This is a genomic window from Micromonospora sp. LZ37 (genome assembly GCF_059359015.1).
Map to the genome: position 1 here is coordinate 264,567 of NZ_JCADBL010000001.1, position 14,761 is coordinate 279,327.

A 14,761-nucleotide genomic window follows, 5' to 3' on the forward strand; every position below is an offset into this window, starting at 1 on the left:
AGCGGTCGGAGGCCGGCTCGCCGGCCTCCGACCCCACCCGCTAGCTAAGCAGTACAGACGACGACATAGGGGACATAGTGCTCGACGTCAACTTCTTCGACGAGCTGCGCATTGGTCTCGCCACCGCCGACGACATCCGTCAGTGGTCGCACGGCGAGGTCAAGAAGCCTGAAACGATCAACTACCGCACCCTGAAGCCGGAAAAGGACGGGCTCTTCTGCGAGAAGATCTTCGGTCCGCAGCGGGACTGGGAGTGCTACTGCGGTAAGTACAAGCGCGTCCGCTTCAAGGGCATCATCTGCGAGCGCTGCGGCGTCGAGGTGACCCGTTCCAAGGTCCGTCGTGAGCGGATGGGGCACATCGAGCTCGCCGCTCCGGTGACCCACATCTGGTACTTCAAGGGCGTGCCGAGCCGGCTGGGCTACCTGCTGGACCTCGCCCCCAAGGACCTCGAGAAGATCATCTACTTCGCCTCGTACGTCGTGACGAGCGTGGACGCCGAGTCGCGTCACCGTGACCTCTCGACCATCGAGAACGAGATCCTGGCCGAGAAGCGGCAGTCCGAGAACAGCCGCGACTCGGAGATCGAGAAGCGGGCCGCCAAGCTCGAGGCCGACCTGGCCGAGCTGGAGGCCGAGGGCGCGAAGGCGGACGTCCGGCGCAAGGTCAAGGAGGGCGGAGAGCGCGAGATGCGCCAGATCCGCGACCGGGCCCAGCGCGAGATCGACCGCTTGGACGAGGTGCTCGACACCTTCCGCAAGCTGGAGCCGAAGCAGCTGGTCACCGACGAGCTGCTCTACCGCGAGCTGCGCGACCGGTTCGGCGAGTACTTCACCGGCGGCATGGGCGCCGAGGCCATCAAGGCGCTGGTCCAGAACATGGACCTCGACGCCGAGGCCGAGAGCCTGCGCGAGACCATCCGCTCCGGCAAGGGCCAGCGGAAGATCCGGGCGCTCAAGCGGCTCAAGGTCGTTGCGGCGTTCCTGAACACCCGCAACTCGCCGCTCGGCATGGTGCTGGACTGCGTCCCGGTCATCCCGCCGGACCTGCGCCCGATGGTGCAGCTCGACGGTGGCCGCTTCGCGACCTCCGACCTGAACGACCTGTACCGCCGCGTGATCAACCGGAACAACCGCCTCAAGCGGCTGATCGACCTCGGCGCGCCCGAGATCATCGTCAACAACGAGAAGCGGATGCTCCAGGAGGCCGTCGACGCGCTGTTCGACAACGGCCGTCGCGGCCGGCCGGTCACCGGTCCGGGCAACCGCCCGTTGAAGTCGCTGTCGGACATGCTCAAGGGCAAGCAGGGTCGGTTCCGTCAGAACCTGCTCGGCAAGCGCGTCGACTACTCCGGCCGTTCGGTCATCGTGGTCGGCCCGAAGCTGAAGCTGCACCAGTGCGGCCTGCCCAAGCAGATGGCGCTGGAGCTGTTCAAGCCGTTCGTGATGAAGCGGCTGGTCGACCTCAACCACGCGCAGAACATCAAGTCCGCCAAGCGGATGGTCGAGCGGCAGCGGCCGGTCGTGTGGGACGTGCTGGAAGAGGTCATCGGCGAGCACCCGGTGCTGCTCAACCGGGCACCGACCCTGCACCGCCTGGGCATCCAGGCCTTCGAGCCGCAGCTGGTCGAGGGCAAGGCGATCCAGATCCACCCGCTGGTCTGCACCGCGTTCAACGCGGACTTCGACGGTGACCAGATGGCGGTGCACGTGCCGCTCTCCGCCGAGGCCCAGGCCGAGGCGCGGATCCTGATGCTGTCGTCGAACAACATCCTCAAGCCGGCCGACGGCAAGCCGGTCACCATGCCCACCCAGGACATGGTCATCGGCCTCTACCACCTCACCCACCTCACCCCGGGTGGCAAGGGCGAGGGCCGGGCGTTCAGCTCGGACGCCGAGGCGCGGATGGCGTTCGACGCCGGCGAGCTGCACCTGCAGACCCCGGTCAAGATCCGGCTGCGCGGCGTGGTCGGTGTCGACAACGGCGCCGGCGCCGAGGCGTGGGTCGCGCCCGAGGGCTGGGTCGAGGGTGAGCCGCTGACCGTGGAGACCACGCTCGGCCGGGTCCTGTTCAACGAGACGCTGCCGCAGGGCTACCGCTTCGTGAACTACGAGATCCGCAAGGGCCAGCTCTCCGCGATCGTCAACGACCTCGCCGAGCGCTTCCCGAAGGTGGCCCTCGCGGCCACCCTGGACGGGCTCAAGGAGGCCGGCTTCCACTGGGCCACCTGGTCCGGCGTCACCATCGGCATGGAGGACGTCATCGCGCCGCCGCGCAAGCGGGAGATCCTGGCGAAGTACGAGAAGGACGCCGACCAGATCGACAAGCAGTACCAGCGTGGTCTGATGACCGCCGAGGAACGTCGCGGCGAACTCATCGAGATCTGGACCAAGGCGACCAACGAGGTCGCCAAGGAGATGGACACCGCGCTGCCGCAGGAGAACCCGCTGTGGAAGATGATCAACTCGGGTGCCCGCGGTAACCTGCTCCAGCTCCGGCAGATCGCGGCGATCCGTGGTCTGGTGGCCAACCCGAAGGGCGAGATCATCCCGCGGCCGATCAAGGCCAGCTACCGGGAGGGTCTGTCCGTGCTGGAGTACTTCATCTCCACGCACGGTGCCCGTAAGGGTCTCGCCGACACCGCGCTGCGGACCGCCGACTCGGGTTACCTGACCCGTCGTCTGGTGGACGTCTCGCAGGACGTGATCATCCGCGAGGAGGACTGCGGCACCGACCGGGCGATCCCGATGCAGATCGGCGAGCGGCTGGACAGCAAGCTGGTCGTGCACACGCACGCCGAGACCAGCGTGCACGCCCGGACCCTGGCCGACGACATCAAGGGGCCGGACGGCACCGTGGTGGCGCAGCGCGGTCAGGACCTCAACTCGATCCTGGTCGACAAGATCGTCGCCGCCGGGGTGGAGACGGTCCGGGTGCGCAGCGTGCTCACCTGCGAGTCGAAGCTGGGCGTCTGCGCGGCCTGCTACGGCCGCTCGCTGCCGACCGGCAAGTCGGTCGACATCGGCGAGGCGGTCGGCATCATCGCCGCCCAGTCGATCGGTGAGCCGGGTACGCAGCTGACGATGCGTACCTTCCACACCGGTGGTGTCGCGGGTGAGGACATCACCCAGGGTCTGCCCCGTGTCCAGGAGATCTTCGAGGCCCGGATCCCGAAGGGCAAGGCGCCCATCGCCGACACCCCGGGCCGGGTCCGGATCGAGGACGGCGAGCGGTCCCGGAAGATCATCGTGGTGCCGGACGACGGCAGCGACGAGATCGTCTACGACAAGATCTCCAAGCGGGTCAAGCTGCGGACCCACGACGGGGACCACGTCGAGGTCGGCGAGAAGCTCACCGAGGGCACCATCGACCCGCACGAGCTGCTGCGCATCCTCGGCCCGCGCGCGGTCCAGGTCCACCTGACCCAGGAGGTCCAGGAGGTCTACCGCTCGCAGGGTGTGCTCATCCACGACAAGCACATCGAGATCATCATCCGCCAGATGCTCAAGCGGGTGACGGTCATCGACTCCGGCTCGACCGAGTTCCTGCCGGGTGTGCTGGTCGACCGGGCGCTGTTCGAGTCGGAGAACCGCCGGCTCGTCGGCGAGGGTGGCGAGCCCGCCGCCGGTCGCCCGGTGCTGATGGGTATCACCAAGGCCTCGCTGGCCACCGACTCCTGGCTCTCGGCGGCCTCCTTCCAGGAGACCACCCGGGTGCTGACCGACGCGGCGATCAACTCGCGCAGCGACTCGCTGGTCGGCCTCAAGGAGAACGTGATCATCGGTAAGCTCATCCCGGCCGGTACCGGCATCAGCAAGTACCGCAACGTCCGGGTCGAGCCGACCGAGGAGGCGAAGGCCAAGGTCTACTCGATGACCGGCTACCCGGAGACGGACTACGGCTTCGGGCCGGCCAGCGGCCAGGCGGTTCCGCTGGACGACTTCGACTTCGGGTCGTACCGCTAAGCAGTGCCGAACGACGAGGCCCCCGGCGTCCTGCCGGGGGCCTCGTCGCGTCCGGGGACCGGACCCGGACGGCCGTGGACGGGCATGATGGGGGCATGACGACCGCTCCCGGGCCGCTGCCCGTGGCGCACCAGCCGCCACGCCACCCGCTCGACCCCGATCCGGCCCGCGCGACGAAGGCCCGTGCCGTCTTCGCCCTGGGCCTGATGGCGGCGTTGACCGGGATCTTCGTCGGCGGGGTGGTGCCGGCGACGGTGGCGCTCCAGCTGGCCCGGCAGGCCCGGCGTGAGGCGTACGCCTCGGGTGGTTTCCTCACCGGCGCGGCCTGGCTGCAGCGGGGGGAGCGGCTGGCCTGGGCCGGTCTGGGGCTCGTCGCGGTGGCCGTGGTGACGCTCGTGGTGATCGGTGTGGTCCGGCTCGCCGAGGCCCCGCTGGGGCGGGATTTCGCCCCGAACGTGGACTGAGCGTCCCGTGATCGTGCGCGTGTGCGCCGCCGGTGCCCGCCGGCGGTAGCCTGACCGGTGTCCGTCGCGCGGCGGTGGACCGACTTCTCGACAGGAGGACCCCGTGACGGAGCCGGCGCCGCCGTCGGGAGGTGAACCGGGCGGGCGTTCCCCGGGTCTGCCGGAGGGCGGCCCGTCCGGCCCGGGCGGCTGGGGCCACCCCGCGCCGTCGTACCCCGGTCCGTCCCCGGCGGCGTACCCCGTTCGCCCGCCGGCCGCCGGGTGGCCGCACGCCCCGCTGCCCCCGCCGCCGCAGGAGCCGCCCCGCCCGCCCCGGCGGGTCGACCCCGTCCCGGGTACGCCCTTCGGCGTGGTCCACCTGGACGTCCCGGCGGTCACCTCCGGCCCGGCCGTGGGCGCGCTGGTCGCCGGGGTGGTCTCCATCCTGGTGTCGCTGCTGGTGATCTGCCTCGGCATCGGCGGTGCGCAGTACGGCGGGGGAGCGCTGGCGGCGGGTGCGTTCACCGTGCCGGGGGCCCTGGCCGGGGCGGCGGCGATGGTCGCCGGCCTCCTGGCCCGCCGGCAGATCCGTCGGGCGGCCCCGCCGCCGGCGGTCCGGTTCACCGGCCGGGGGCTGGCCACCGCGGGGATGAGCTGCGGCGCGGCGGGGCTGCTGCTCAGCCTGTTGGGGCTGGCGTTGGCGCTGGCGCTGCAACTGGCCTGAGGGTGTCCGACCGGGGCCGACGGGCCGCTCCGGGGAGCAGCCGGTACACTTGGATCCGTAGGTGCCCATCGCGGGTGAGCAGGCAGGACGGCACGGTCGGCCGGCGGGTGTGAGATCCGTCGGACCACTCCGTTTTGACCTGTGAGGTTGTGGTAGGTACTCTTTCCCCTTGTGCCCGGGCCTGCCCGGGCAACTCGTGCGTGCGCGGGGATCGGCCAACCGACGATCACGCGACAGCACGACACAGTCAAAGACCCGGCGCGCGGTCGACCGCGTGCCGGTGACAGAAATCCGGTGCACGCGCGAGCGATGGCGCCGGGACCGTGAGCCGGGCGACACGCCCGACCGCGGGTGCCGGGACCTCCACCAGGTGGCCCTGGCCGGAATGTAGGAGAGCCGACCATCAGGGCGGCTAACGAGCAGACGGCGCGGCCGCGGAAGCGGCCGAAGGGAGCGGAGAAACCCGGTGCCCACGATCCAGCAGCTGGTCCGAAAGGGCCGCCAGGCCAAGACGACCAAGACCAAGACCCCGGCGCTGAAGGGCAGTCCTCAGCGGCGCGGTGTGTGCACCCGCGTGTACACCACCACCCCCAAGAAGCCGAACTCGGCGCTCCGCAAGGTCGCTCGCGTCAAGCTCAGCAGCCAGATCGAGGTGACCGCCTACATCCCGGGCGTCAAGATCGTCCGCGGTTCGCTGGACACCCAGGGTGTCCGTAACCGCAAGCAGGCGCGCAGCCGTTACGGCGCGAAGAAGGAGAAGAGCTGACATGCCGCGTAAGGGACCCGCTCCGCGGAAGCCGCTGGTCGCTGACCCGGTGTACAACTCGCCGTTGGTCACCCAGCTGGTGAACAAGATCCTGATGCGGGGCAAGCGTCAGCTCGCCGAGCGCATCGTGTACGCCGCCCTGGAGGGCTGCCGCGAGAAGAGCGGCACCGACCCGGTCGTCACGCTCAAGCGCGCGATGGACAACGTCAAGCCGACCCTCGAGGTCCGCAGCCGCCGCGTCGGTGGCGCGACCTACCAGGTGCCGGTCGAGGTCCGTCCGGCCCGCGCGACCACCCTCGGTCTGCGCTGGCTGGTGACCTACTCCAAGGCCCGTCGTGAGAAGACCATGGTCGAGCGGCTGATGAACGAGCTGCTGGACGCGAGCAACGGTCTGGGTGCCGCCGTCAAGCGGCGCGAGGACACGCACAAGATGGCCGAGTCCAACAAGGCCTTCGCGCACTACCGCTGGTAACACCCTGGTTCCGGCGCCGGACCGGCGCCGGAACCGCCACCAGTTGTGTCGAGACGACGATAAGTAGGGATTGAAGTGGCCGCCGCAGACGCGCTCGCCAACGTACGCAACATCGGCATCATGGCGCACATCGATGCCGGTAAGACCACGACCACCGAGCGGATCCTGTTCTACACCGGTATCACGTACAAGATCGGTGAGGTCCACGAGGGCGCTGCCGTCATGGACTGGATGGAGCAGGAGCAGGAGCGTGGTATCACCATCACCTCCGCTGCTACCAAGTGTGAGTGGAAGGGCCACACGATCCAGATCATCGACACGCCCGGTCACGTCGACTTCACGGTCGAGGTCGAGCGGTCGCTGCGGGTGCTGGATGGTGCGGTCGCGGTCTACGACGGTGTCGCCGGCGTGGAGCCGCAGACGGAGAACGTCTGGCGTCAGGCCGACAAGTACCACGTCCCGCGGATGTGCTTCGTCAACAAGCTCGACCGGACCGGCGCCGACTTCTTCCGCTGCGTGCAGATGATGATCGACCGGCTCAACGCCACCCCGCTGGTGCTCCAGATCCCGATCGGCCTCGAGGGCGACCACATCGGTGTCGTGGACCTGATCGGCATGCGCGCCCTCACCTGGCGCGGGGAGACCCAGAAGGGTGAGGACTACGCGATCGAGGAGATCCCGGCCGAGCTGGCCGACTCCGCGGCCGAGTGGCGCGAGAAGCTGATGGAGACCCTGGCCGACGTCGACGACGCGGTGATGGAGAAGTACCTGGAGGGCGACGAGATCTCCGTCGAGGAGATCAAGGCCGCCATCCGTCGGGCCACCATCGCCAGCAAGGCCAACCCGGTGCTCTGCGGCTCGGCGTTCAAGAACAAGGGCGTGCAGCCCATGCTCGACGCCGTCGTCGACTTCCTGCCGTCGCCGCTGGACGTTCCGGCGATCGAGGGTACGGCCACCGACGGCGAGACCCCGATGCAGCGGAAGCCGTCCAAGTCGGAGCCCTTCTCCGGCCTGGCCTTCAAGATCCAGACCGACAAGCACCTCGGCAAGCTCACCTACGTCCGGGTCTACTCCGGCGTGGTCGAGACCGGTACCCAGGTGGTCAACTCCACCAAGGACCGCAAGGAGCGGATCGGCAAGATCTACCAGATGCACGCCAACAAGCGGGAAGAGCGCAGCTCGGCCCAGGCTGGCGACATCATCGCGGTGCAGGGTCTCAAGCAGACCACCACCGGTGACACCCTGTGCGACCCGGCGAACCCGGTCATCCTGGAGTCGATGACCTTCCCGGAGCCGGTCATCGAGGTCGCCATCGAGCCGAAGACCAAGGCCGACCAGGAGAAGCTCAGCACCGCCATCCAGCGGCTGGCCGAGGAGGACCCGACCTTCCGCGTCAAGCTGGACGAGGAGACCGGCCAGACGGTCATCTCCGGCATGGGCGAGCTGCACCTGGACATCCTGGTCGACCGGATGCGCCGCGAGTTCAACGTCGAGGCGAACATCGGTAAGCCGCAGGTGGCGTACCGCGAGACGATCCGCCGCAAGGTGGAGAAGATCGAGTACACCCACAAGAAGCAGACCGGTGGTTCCGGCCAGTACGCCCGCGTCATCGTGAGCATCGAGCCGCTGCCGCTGGACAACGAGTCGCCGACCTACGAGTTCGCGAACGCCGTCACCGGTGGTCGTATCCCCCGGGAATTCATCCCGTCGGTGGACGCGGGTGCGCAGGACGCGATGCAGTACGGCATTCTCGCCGGCTTCCCGCTGGTGGGTGTCAAGCTGACGCTGCTGGACGGCCAGTACCACGAGGTCGACTCGTCGGAAATGGCATTCAAGATCGCCGGCTCGATGGTGATGAAGGAGGCGGCCCGCAAGGCCGACCCCGCGCTCCTCGAGCCGATGATGGCCGTTGAAGTCACCACTCCTGAGGAGAACATGGGTGACGTCATCGGCGACCTCAACTCCCGGCGGGGCATCATCCAGGCGATGGAGGAGCGCAGCGGCGCTCGCATCGTCCGGGCCCTGGTGCCGCTGTCGGAGATGTTCGGCTACGTCGGCGACCTGCGGTCGAAGACCCAGGGCCGGGCTAGCTACAGCATGCAGTTCGACTCCTACGCCGAGGTTCCGCAGAGCGTGGCGAAGGAGATCATCGCCAAGGCGACGGGTGAGTGACGCTCATCTGAGTTTGATCCGATGATCCGGGGCCGGTCGCGGGAGGGAATCCCCGCCCGCGGCCACCTCGGTCGGGTTGTGTGAGACCGGGCCTGTAGGCTTCATCGCCGCAGAACCCACCAAAGCTCTCCGGCCGTCAGGCCGGAAAGGCTGTCGACAGAGTCCTAAGCGCCGTCCGGCGCGCCGGGGCGAACGAACCAAGAAGTCCACAGGAGGACACCAGTGGCGAAGGCGAAGTTCGAGCGGACTAAGCCGCACGTCAACATCGGCACCATTGGTCACATCGACCACGGTAAGACGACGCTGACGGCGGCCATCACCAAGGTCCTGCACGACCAGTTCCCGGACCTGAACCCGTACACGCCGTTCGACGAGATCGACAAGGCGCCGGAGGAGAAGGCCCGCGGCATCACGATCTCGATCGCGCACGTCGAGTACCAGACCGAGGCGCGTCACTACGCGCACGTCGACTGCCCCGGTCACGCCGACTACATCAAGAACATGATCACCGGTGCCGCGCAGATGGACGGCGCGATCCTGGTGGTGGCGGCGACCGACGGCCCGATGCCGCAGACCCGCGAGCACGTGCTGCTGGCCCGTCAGGTCGGTGTGCCGTACATCGTCGTGGCGCTCAACAAGAGCGACATGGTCGACGACGAGGAGCTCCTGGAGCTCGTCGAGCTCGAGGTGCGCGAGCTGCTCTCCTCGCAGGAGTACCCGGGTGACGACCTGCCGGTCGTCCGGGTCTCGGCGCTGAAGGCCCTCGAGGGTGACCCCGAGTGGACCGGCAAGCTCCTGGACCTGATGACCGCGGTCGACACCGCGATCCCGCAGCCGGAGCGCGAGACCGAGAAGCCGTTCCTCATGCCGATCGAGGACGTCTTCACGATCACCGGTCGTGGCACCGTCGTCACCGGTCGCGCCGAGCGCGGCATCCTCAAGCCGAACGAGGAGGTGGAGATCGTCGGTATCCGCGAGAAGTCGCAGAAGACGGTCTGCACCGGCATCGAGATGTTCCGCAAGCTGCTCGACGAGGCCCGCGCGGGCGAGAACGTCGGTCTGCTGCTGCGTGGCATCAAGCGCGAGGACGTCGAGCGCGGCATGGTGGTCGTCAAGCCGGGCACCACGACCCCGCACACGGAGTTCGAGGCGACCGTCTACATCCTCTCCAAGGAGGAGGGCGGCCGGCACACCCCGTTCTTCCAGAACTACCGTCCGCAGTTCTACTTCCGGACCACGGACGTCACCGGCGTCGTCACGCTGCCCGAGGGCACCGAGATGGTCATGCCGGGCGACAACACCACCATGACGGTGAAGCTGATCCAGCCCATCGCCATGGAGGAGAACCTCAAGTTCGCGATCCGCGAGGGTGGTCGTACGGTCGGCGCTGGTCGCGTCACCAAGATCATCAAGTGAGCTAGGTAACCCCGATTAGCGTTGCCGCCGGTAGTGCGGCATACTAGTCAGGTTGCGTAACGACGGTTAGTCACCTGCGTCCGGTGAAATGCTGGACCTCCGGGAGGCCAACAGTCGCGCGTAGGGTGGTTGATCGCCCCTGGCGGTCAACCACCCTCGCACGGCGTCCAGATCGCTGTGATGCGATCGGCGTCTAGACCCACCGCGAGGTCTGAGAATCGCTCCGGAGTCCCGGGGCGGAGCCTGACCCGAGGGCGCGACACGCCCGACCGCGGGGGTCGGCGAAGTGGGCCTGTGCCAGCCGGTACAGGCGCCCGCAACACAGCGGCATCGAGAGAAGGAACAGAAGCCACCATGGCGGGACAGAAGATCCGCATCCGGCTCAAGGCCTATGACCACGAGGTCGTCGACTCCTCGGCTCGGAAGATCGTCGAGACGGTGACGCGTACCGGGGCGCAGGTCGCGGGCCCGGTGCCGCTGCCCACGGAGATCAACCGTTTCTGCGTTATCCGCTCGCCGCACAAGTACAAGGACTCGCGCGAGCACTTCGAGATGCGCACGCACAAGCGGCTGATCGACATCATCGACCCGACCCCGAAGACGGTCGACTCGCTCATGCGCCTCGACCTGCCGGCTGGCGTCGACATCGAGATCAAGCTGTAGGGACCGGACAAATGGACAGGCAAGTCAAGGGGATCCTGGGCGCAAAGCTCGGCATGACCCAGGTCTGGGACAACAACCGTGTTGTCCCGGTGACCGTGGTTCAGGCCGGCCCGTGCGTCGTCAGCCAGGTTCGTAGCGCCGAGAAGGACGGTTACTCCGCGGTCCAGCTCGCCTACGGCACGATCGACCCGCGCAAGGTCAAGAAGCCGATCAGCGGGCACTACGCGAAGGCGGACGTGGCGCCGCGCCGGCACATCGTCGAGCTGCGCACCGCGGACGCCGCGGACTACTCGCTGGGCCAGGAGGTCACGGTCGAGGAGTTCCCGGCCGGCGTCACCATCGACGTCACCGGCAAGACCAAGGGCAAGGGCTTCGCCGGCGTCATGAAGCGGCACGGCTTCCACGGTCTGCGCGCGAGCCACGGTGTCGAGCGCAAGCACCGCTCGCCCGGCTCCATCGGCGGAGCGTCGACCCCGGGTCGCGTCTTCAAGGGCGTCCGGATGGCCGGTCGGATGGGTGGCGTCCGCTACACCGTCCAGAACCTGACCGTCCAGGCGATCGACACCGAGAACAACCTCCTGCTCGTCCGTGGCGCCATTCCCGGCCCCAAGGGCGCGCTGGTCCTGGTCCGTACCGCGGCCAAGACCAAGGCGAAGAAGGGCGGTGCGGCCAAGTGACCACCGTTGACGTCCTCACCGTCGAAGGCGGCAAGAGCGGCTCGGTCGAGCTGCCCGCTGACATCTTCGACGTCCAGGCCAACGTCGCGCTGATGCACCAGGTCGTGGTGGCCCAGCTCGCGGCGGCCCGGCAGGGCACCCACAAGGTCAAGACCCGCGGCGAGGTCGCCGGTGGCGGCAAGAAGCCGTACAAGCAGAAGGGCACCGGTCGTGCCCGGCAGGGCTCGATCCGCGCGCCGCAGTTCGCCGGCGGTGGCGTGGTGCACGGCCCGGTCCCGCGCGACTACAGCCAGCGCACCCCGAAGAAGATGAAGGCCGCCGCCCTGCGTGGCGCCCTCTCCGACCGGGCGCGCGCCGGCCAGGTGCACGTCGTCGAGGCGTTCGTCTCGGGCGAGAAGCCGTCGACCAAGGCCGCGCTGGCCACGCTGGCGAAGCTGACCGAGGCCCGCCGGGTCCTGGTCGTGCTGAGCAGCACCGACGAGCTGAACTGGGTGTCGCTGCGTAACGAGCCGCGGGTGCACCTGATCGAGGCCGGCCAGCTCAACACGTACGACGTGCTGGTGGCCGACGACGTGGTCTTCACCAAGGAGGCCCTGGACGAGTTCCTGGGCGTTCCCGCCGAGACCACCGAGGAGGGTGGCAAGTGAGCACGATCGCCGATCCGCGCGACATCATCTTCGCGCCGGTCGTCTCGGAGAAGAGCTACAGCGAGCTGAACCGGAACTGGTACACCTTCCTGGTGCACCCGGACGCGAACAAGACCGAGATCAAGATCGCTGTACAGCAGATCTTCAACGTCCGCGTCCTGACGGTCAACACGCTCAACCGCGAGGGCAAGCGCAAGCGCACCAAGACCGGCTTCGGTCAGCGCAAGGCGACCAAGCGGGCGATCGTCAAGCTGGCTGACGGTGACCGTATCGAGGCCTTCGGCGGCCCGGTCAGCTGAGGGGTGTAGACAATGGCTATCCGTAAGTACAAGCCGACGACGCCGGGCCGGCGTGGCTCCAGCGTCGCCGACTTCGCCGAGATCACCCGGTCGACGCCGGAGAAGTCGCTGCTGGCTCCGCTGCCGAAGAAGGGCGGACGCAACGCCCACGGCCGGATCACCACCCGACACCACGGTGGCGGCCACAAGCGCCAGTACCGCCTCATCGACTTCAAGCGGGTCGACAAGGACGGCATCCCGGCGAAGGTCGCGCACATCGAGTACGACCCGAACCGCACCGCGCGCATCGCGCTGCTGCACTACGCCGACGGCGAGAAGCGCTACATCCTCGCGCCGAAGGACCTGAAGCAGGGCGACCGCGTCGAGTCGGGTCCGGGCGCGGACATCAAGCCGGGCAACAACCTGCCGCTGCGCAACATCCCGGTCGGTACCACGATCCACAACGTGGAGCTCCGTCCGGGTGGCGGCGCCAAGCTGGCCCGCTCGGCCGGCGTCGGCATCCAGCTGCTCGGCCGGGAGGGCGTGTACGCGACCCTCCGCATGCCGTCCGGCGAGATCCGGCGGGTCGACGTGCGCTGCCGCGCGAGCGTCGGCGAGATCGGCAACGCCGACCAGTCGAACATCAACTGGGGCAAGGCCGGCCGGATGCGGTGGAAGGGCAAGCGCCCGACCGTCCGTGGTGTCGCGATGAACCCGGTCGACCACCCGCACGGTGGTGGTGAGGGCAAGACCTCCGGTGGTCGCCACCCGGTCAACCCGCAGGGTAAGCCCGAGGGCCGCACCCGTCGTAAGGGCCAGCCGAGTGACCGGCTGATCGTCCGCCGCCGCTACGCCACGCGTAAGCGCGGCTGAGGGAGATAAGACATGCCTCGCAGCCTGAAGAAGGGCCCGTTCATCGACGACCACCTGCTCAAGAAGGTGGAGACGCAGAACGAAAAGGGCTCGAAGAACGTCATCAAGACCTGGTCGCGGCGCTCGACGATCATCCCGGAGATGCTGGGTCACACGATCGCCGTGCACGACGGACGCAAGCACGTCCCGGTGTTCGTGACCGAGGCGATGGTCGGGCACAAGCTCGGCGAGTTCGCGCTGACCCGCACGTTCAAGGGTCACGAGAAGGACGACCGGAAGAGCCGTCGGCGCTGACGCCGCGGGCATACGGATAGAGGAACAAGGGGTTACAGCGATGCCAGGAAAGGGCGACGCTCCGGTGCTTCCGGGCGCGCGGGCGGTTGCGCGGCACGTGCGCATCTCGCCGATGAAGGCGCGCCGGGTGGTCAACCTCGTCCGCGGCCTGCCCGCGAAGGAGGCGCTCACGGTGCTGCAGTTCGCGCCGCAGGCTGCGAGCGAGCAGGTGTACAAGGTGCTCGCGAGCGCGATCGCCAACGCGGAGAACAACGAGCGGCTGGACCCCGATGCGCTGCTCGTCAGCGAGGCGTTCGTCGACGAGGGCCCGACCATGAAGCGGTTCCGGCCGCGGGCGCAGGGCCGGGCGTACCGGATCCGCAAGCGCACCTGCCACATCACCGTGGCGGTCGAGGCGGTCGCGCCGGCCGCGCCGAAGAAGTCCGCGGCGAAGAAGGCCGCCCCGGCGAAGCAGGCCGAGGCCGCTGAGACGGAGAGCAAGACGGAGGGCGCCGAGTAATGGGTCAGAAGGTTCACCCCACTGGATTCCGGCTCGGCATCTCGACCGACTGGAAGTCCCGCTGGTTCGCGGACAAGCTCTACAAGGACTACATCGGCGAGGATGTCAAGATCCGCCGCATGATGTCCAAGGGCCTCGAGCGTGCCGGCATCTCCAAGGTCGACATCGAGCGCACCCGGGACCGGGTCCGCGTCGACATCCACACCGCCCGGCCGGGCATCGTCATCGGCCGTAAGGGTGCGGAGGCCGACCGGATCCGCGGCGAGCTGGAGAAGCTCACCGGCAAGCAGGTGCAGCTGAACATCATCGAGGTGAAGAACCCCGAGTCGGACGCGCAGCTGGTCGCCCAGGGCGTTGCCGAGCAGCTCTCCAGCCGGGTCAGCTTCCGTCGGGCGATGCGCAAGGCCATGCAGTCGGCCATGAAGAACCCGGTCTGCAAGGGCATCCGCGTCCAGGTCTCGGGTCGCCTCGGCGGCGCCGAGATGAGCCGCACGGAGTTCTACCGCGAGGGTCGGGTCCCGCTGCACACGCTGCGGGCCAACATCGAGTACGGCTTCTTCGAGGCCCGTACCACCTTCGGCCGGATCGGCGTGAAGGTCTGGATCTACAAGGGCGACGCCGTCCCGGGCCGGGAGGCTCCGGCCGAGGCCGGTCCGTCCCGCCCGCGCCGTGACCGCGGCGACCGCCCCGAGCGGCCGCGCCGTGGCCGGTCGGGTTCGTCCGGCACGACCGCCGGCGGCACCGAGGCCGGCCGGGCTGCTGCGACCACCATCGCTCAGCAGGCCGAGACGCCGAGCGGCGAGCCGATCGACAGCGCTGCTGTCGCCTCGGCCGCGGCTGCTCCGGCAGAAACGCAGCAGGAGGGCTGACAG

General features: G+C 68.6%; 15 protein-coding genes. All 15 read left to right on the forward strand.

What is annotated here, in order from left to right:
• Positions 1–77 precede the first annotated feature (77 nt).
• The 15 genes from AC5L3Z_RS01225 to rpsC all read left to right on the forward strand — a co-directional run bounded on the left by AC5L3Z_RS01225 (position 78) and on the right by rpsC (position 14,758).
• Positions 78–3,965 carry a DNA-directed RNA polymerase subunit beta' gene (locus AC5L3Z_RS01225; RefSeq protein WP_494838871.1) on the forward strand — a complete coding sequence of 1,296 codons (3,888 nt, stop codon included), beginning with the start codon at positions 78–80 and terminating at the stop codon, positions 3,963–3,965.
• Between the two features lie 95 nt (positions 3,966–4,060).
• Positions 4,061–4,429 (forward strand): hypothetical protein, encoded by a 369-nt coding sequence (locus tag AC5L3Z_RS01230; protein ID WP_494838873.1) that lies wholly within the window; start codon positions 4,061–4,063, stop codon positions 4,427–4,429.
• 277 nt (positions 4,430–4,706) lie between these two features.
• Positions 4,707–5,132 (forward strand): hypothetical protein, encoded by a 426-nt coding sequence (locus AC5L3Z_RS01235; protein ID WP_494839568.1) that lies wholly within the window; start codon positions 4,707–4,709, stop codon positions 5,130–5,132.
• A 466-nt stretch (positions 5,133–5,598) separates the two neighbouring features.
• Positions 5,599–5,898 carry a 30S ribosomal protein S12 gene (locus tag AC5L3Z_RS01240; RefSeq protein WP_494838874.1) on the forward strand — a complete coding sequence of 100 codons (300 nt, stop codon included), beginning with the start codon at positions 5,599–5,601 and terminating at the stop codon, positions 5,896–5,898.
• A gap of 1 nt (position 5,899) precedes the next feature.
• A complete protein-coding gene (rpsG, locus tag AC5L3Z_RS01245; protein ID WP_088647009.1) occupies positions 5,900–6,370 on the forward strand; it encodes a 30S ribosomal protein S7 in 471 nt (156 codons plus the stop codon).
• A 75-nt stretch (positions 6,371–6,445) separates the two neighbouring features.
• Entirely contained in the window at positions 6,446–8,542 is a 2,097-nt protein-coding gene (gene fusA / locus AC5L3Z_RS01250) for an elongation factor G (RefSeq protein WP_334528520.1), read from the forward strand.
• Between the two features lie 222 nt (positions 8,543–8,764).
• Positions 8,765–9,958: an elongation factor Tu gene (gene tuf / locus AC5L3Z_RS01255; RefSeq protein WP_334528517.1), complete on the forward strand. Its 1,194-nt coding sequence runs from the start codon at positions 8,765–8,767 to the stop codon at positions 9,956–9,958.
• A gap of 354 nt (positions 9,959–10,312) precedes the next feature.
• Positions 10,313–10,621 carry a 30S ribosomal protein S10 gene (gene rpsJ, locus AC5L3Z_RS01260; protein WP_007073037.1) on the forward strand — a complete coding sequence of 103 codons (309 nt, stop codon included), beginning with the start codon at positions 10,313–10,315 and terminating at the stop codon, positions 10,619–10,621.
• A gap of 11 nt (positions 10,622–10,632) precedes the next feature.
• Positions 10,633–11,298: a 50S ribosomal protein L3 gene (rplC, locus tag AC5L3Z_RS01265; protein ID WP_334528513.1), complete on the forward strand. Its 666-nt coding sequence runs from the start codon at positions 10,633–10,635 to the stop codon at positions 11,296–11,298.
• A complete protein-coding gene (rplD, locus tag AC5L3Z_RS01270; RefSeq protein ID WP_334528511.1) occupies positions 11,295–11,945 on the forward strand; it encodes a 50S ribosomal protein L4 in 651 nt (216 codons plus the stop codon). The genes rplC and rplD overlap by 4 nt, the downstream gene beginning before the upstream one ends.
• Positions 11,942–12,244: a 50S ribosomal protein L23 gene (rplW, locus tag AC5L3Z_RS01275; protein ID WP_334528509.1), complete on the forward strand. Its 303-nt coding sequence runs from the start codon at positions 11,942–11,944 to the stop codon at positions 12,242–12,244. The genes rplD and rplW overlap by 4 nt, the downstream gene beginning before the upstream one ends.
• A gap of 12 nt (positions 12,245–12,256) precedes the next feature.
• Positions 12,257–13,096, forward strand: a complete 840-nt coding sequence (rplB, locus tag AC5L3Z_RS01280) for a 50S ribosomal protein L2 (RefSeq protein WP_494838877.1) — start codon at positions 12,257–12,259, stop codon at positions 13,094–13,096.
• A 12-nt stretch (positions 13,097–13,108) separates the two neighbouring features.
• Positions 13,109–13,390 (forward strand): 30S ribosomal protein S19, encoded by a 282-nt coding sequence (gene rpsS, locus AC5L3Z_RS01285; protein ID WP_013735950.1) that lies wholly within the window; start codon positions 13,109–13,111, stop codon positions 13,388–13,390.
• A gap of 40 nt (positions 13,391–13,430) precedes the next feature.
• Positions 13,431–13,889, forward strand: a complete 459-nt coding sequence (rplV, locus tag AC5L3Z_RS01290) for a 50S ribosomal protein L22 (RefSeq protein WP_334528503.1) — start codon at positions 13,431–13,433, stop codon at positions 13,887–13,889.
• On the forward strand, positions 13,889–14,758 hold the full coding sequence (gene rpsC / locus AC5L3Z_RS01295) for a 30S ribosomal protein S3 (protein WP_088960256.1): 870 nt from the start codon (positions 13,889–13,891) through the stop codon (positions 14,756–14,758). The genes rplV and rpsC overlap by 1 nt, the downstream gene beginning before the upstream one ends.
• Positions 14,759–14,761 lie beyond the last annotated feature (3 nt).

Coding starts and splice junctions, on each gene's coding strand:
- rpsS (WP_013735950.1), top strand. CDS start 13,109: ATGCCTCGCAGCCTGAAGAAGGGCCCGTTCATCGACGACCACCTGCTC.
- rplC (WP_334528513.1), top strand. CDS start 10,633: ATGGACAGGCAAGTCAAGGGGATCCTGGGCGCAAAGCTCGGCATGACC.
- rpsG (WP_088647009.1), top strand. CDS start 5,900: ATGCCGCGTAAGGGACCCGCTCCGCGGAAGCCGCTGGTCGCTGACCCG.
- rpsC (WP_088960256.1), top strand. CDS start 13,889: ATGGGTCAGAAGGTTCACCCCACTGGATTCCGGCTCGGCATCTCGACC.
- AC5L3Z_RS01230 (WP_494838873.1), top strand. CDS start 4,061: ATGACGACCGCTCCCGGGCCGCTGCCCGTGGCGCACCAGCCGCCACGC.
- rplB (WP_494838877.1), top strand. CDS start 12,257: ATGGCTATCCGTAAGTACAAGCCGACGACGCCGGGCCGGCGTGGCTCC.
- rplV (WP_334528503.1), top strand. CDS start 13,431: ATGCCAGGAAAGGGCGACGCTCCGGTGCTTCCGGGCGCGCGGGCGGTT.
- rpsJ (WP_007073037.1), top strand. CDS start 10,313: ATGGCGGGACAGAAGATCCGCATCCGGCTCAAGGCCTATGACCACGAG.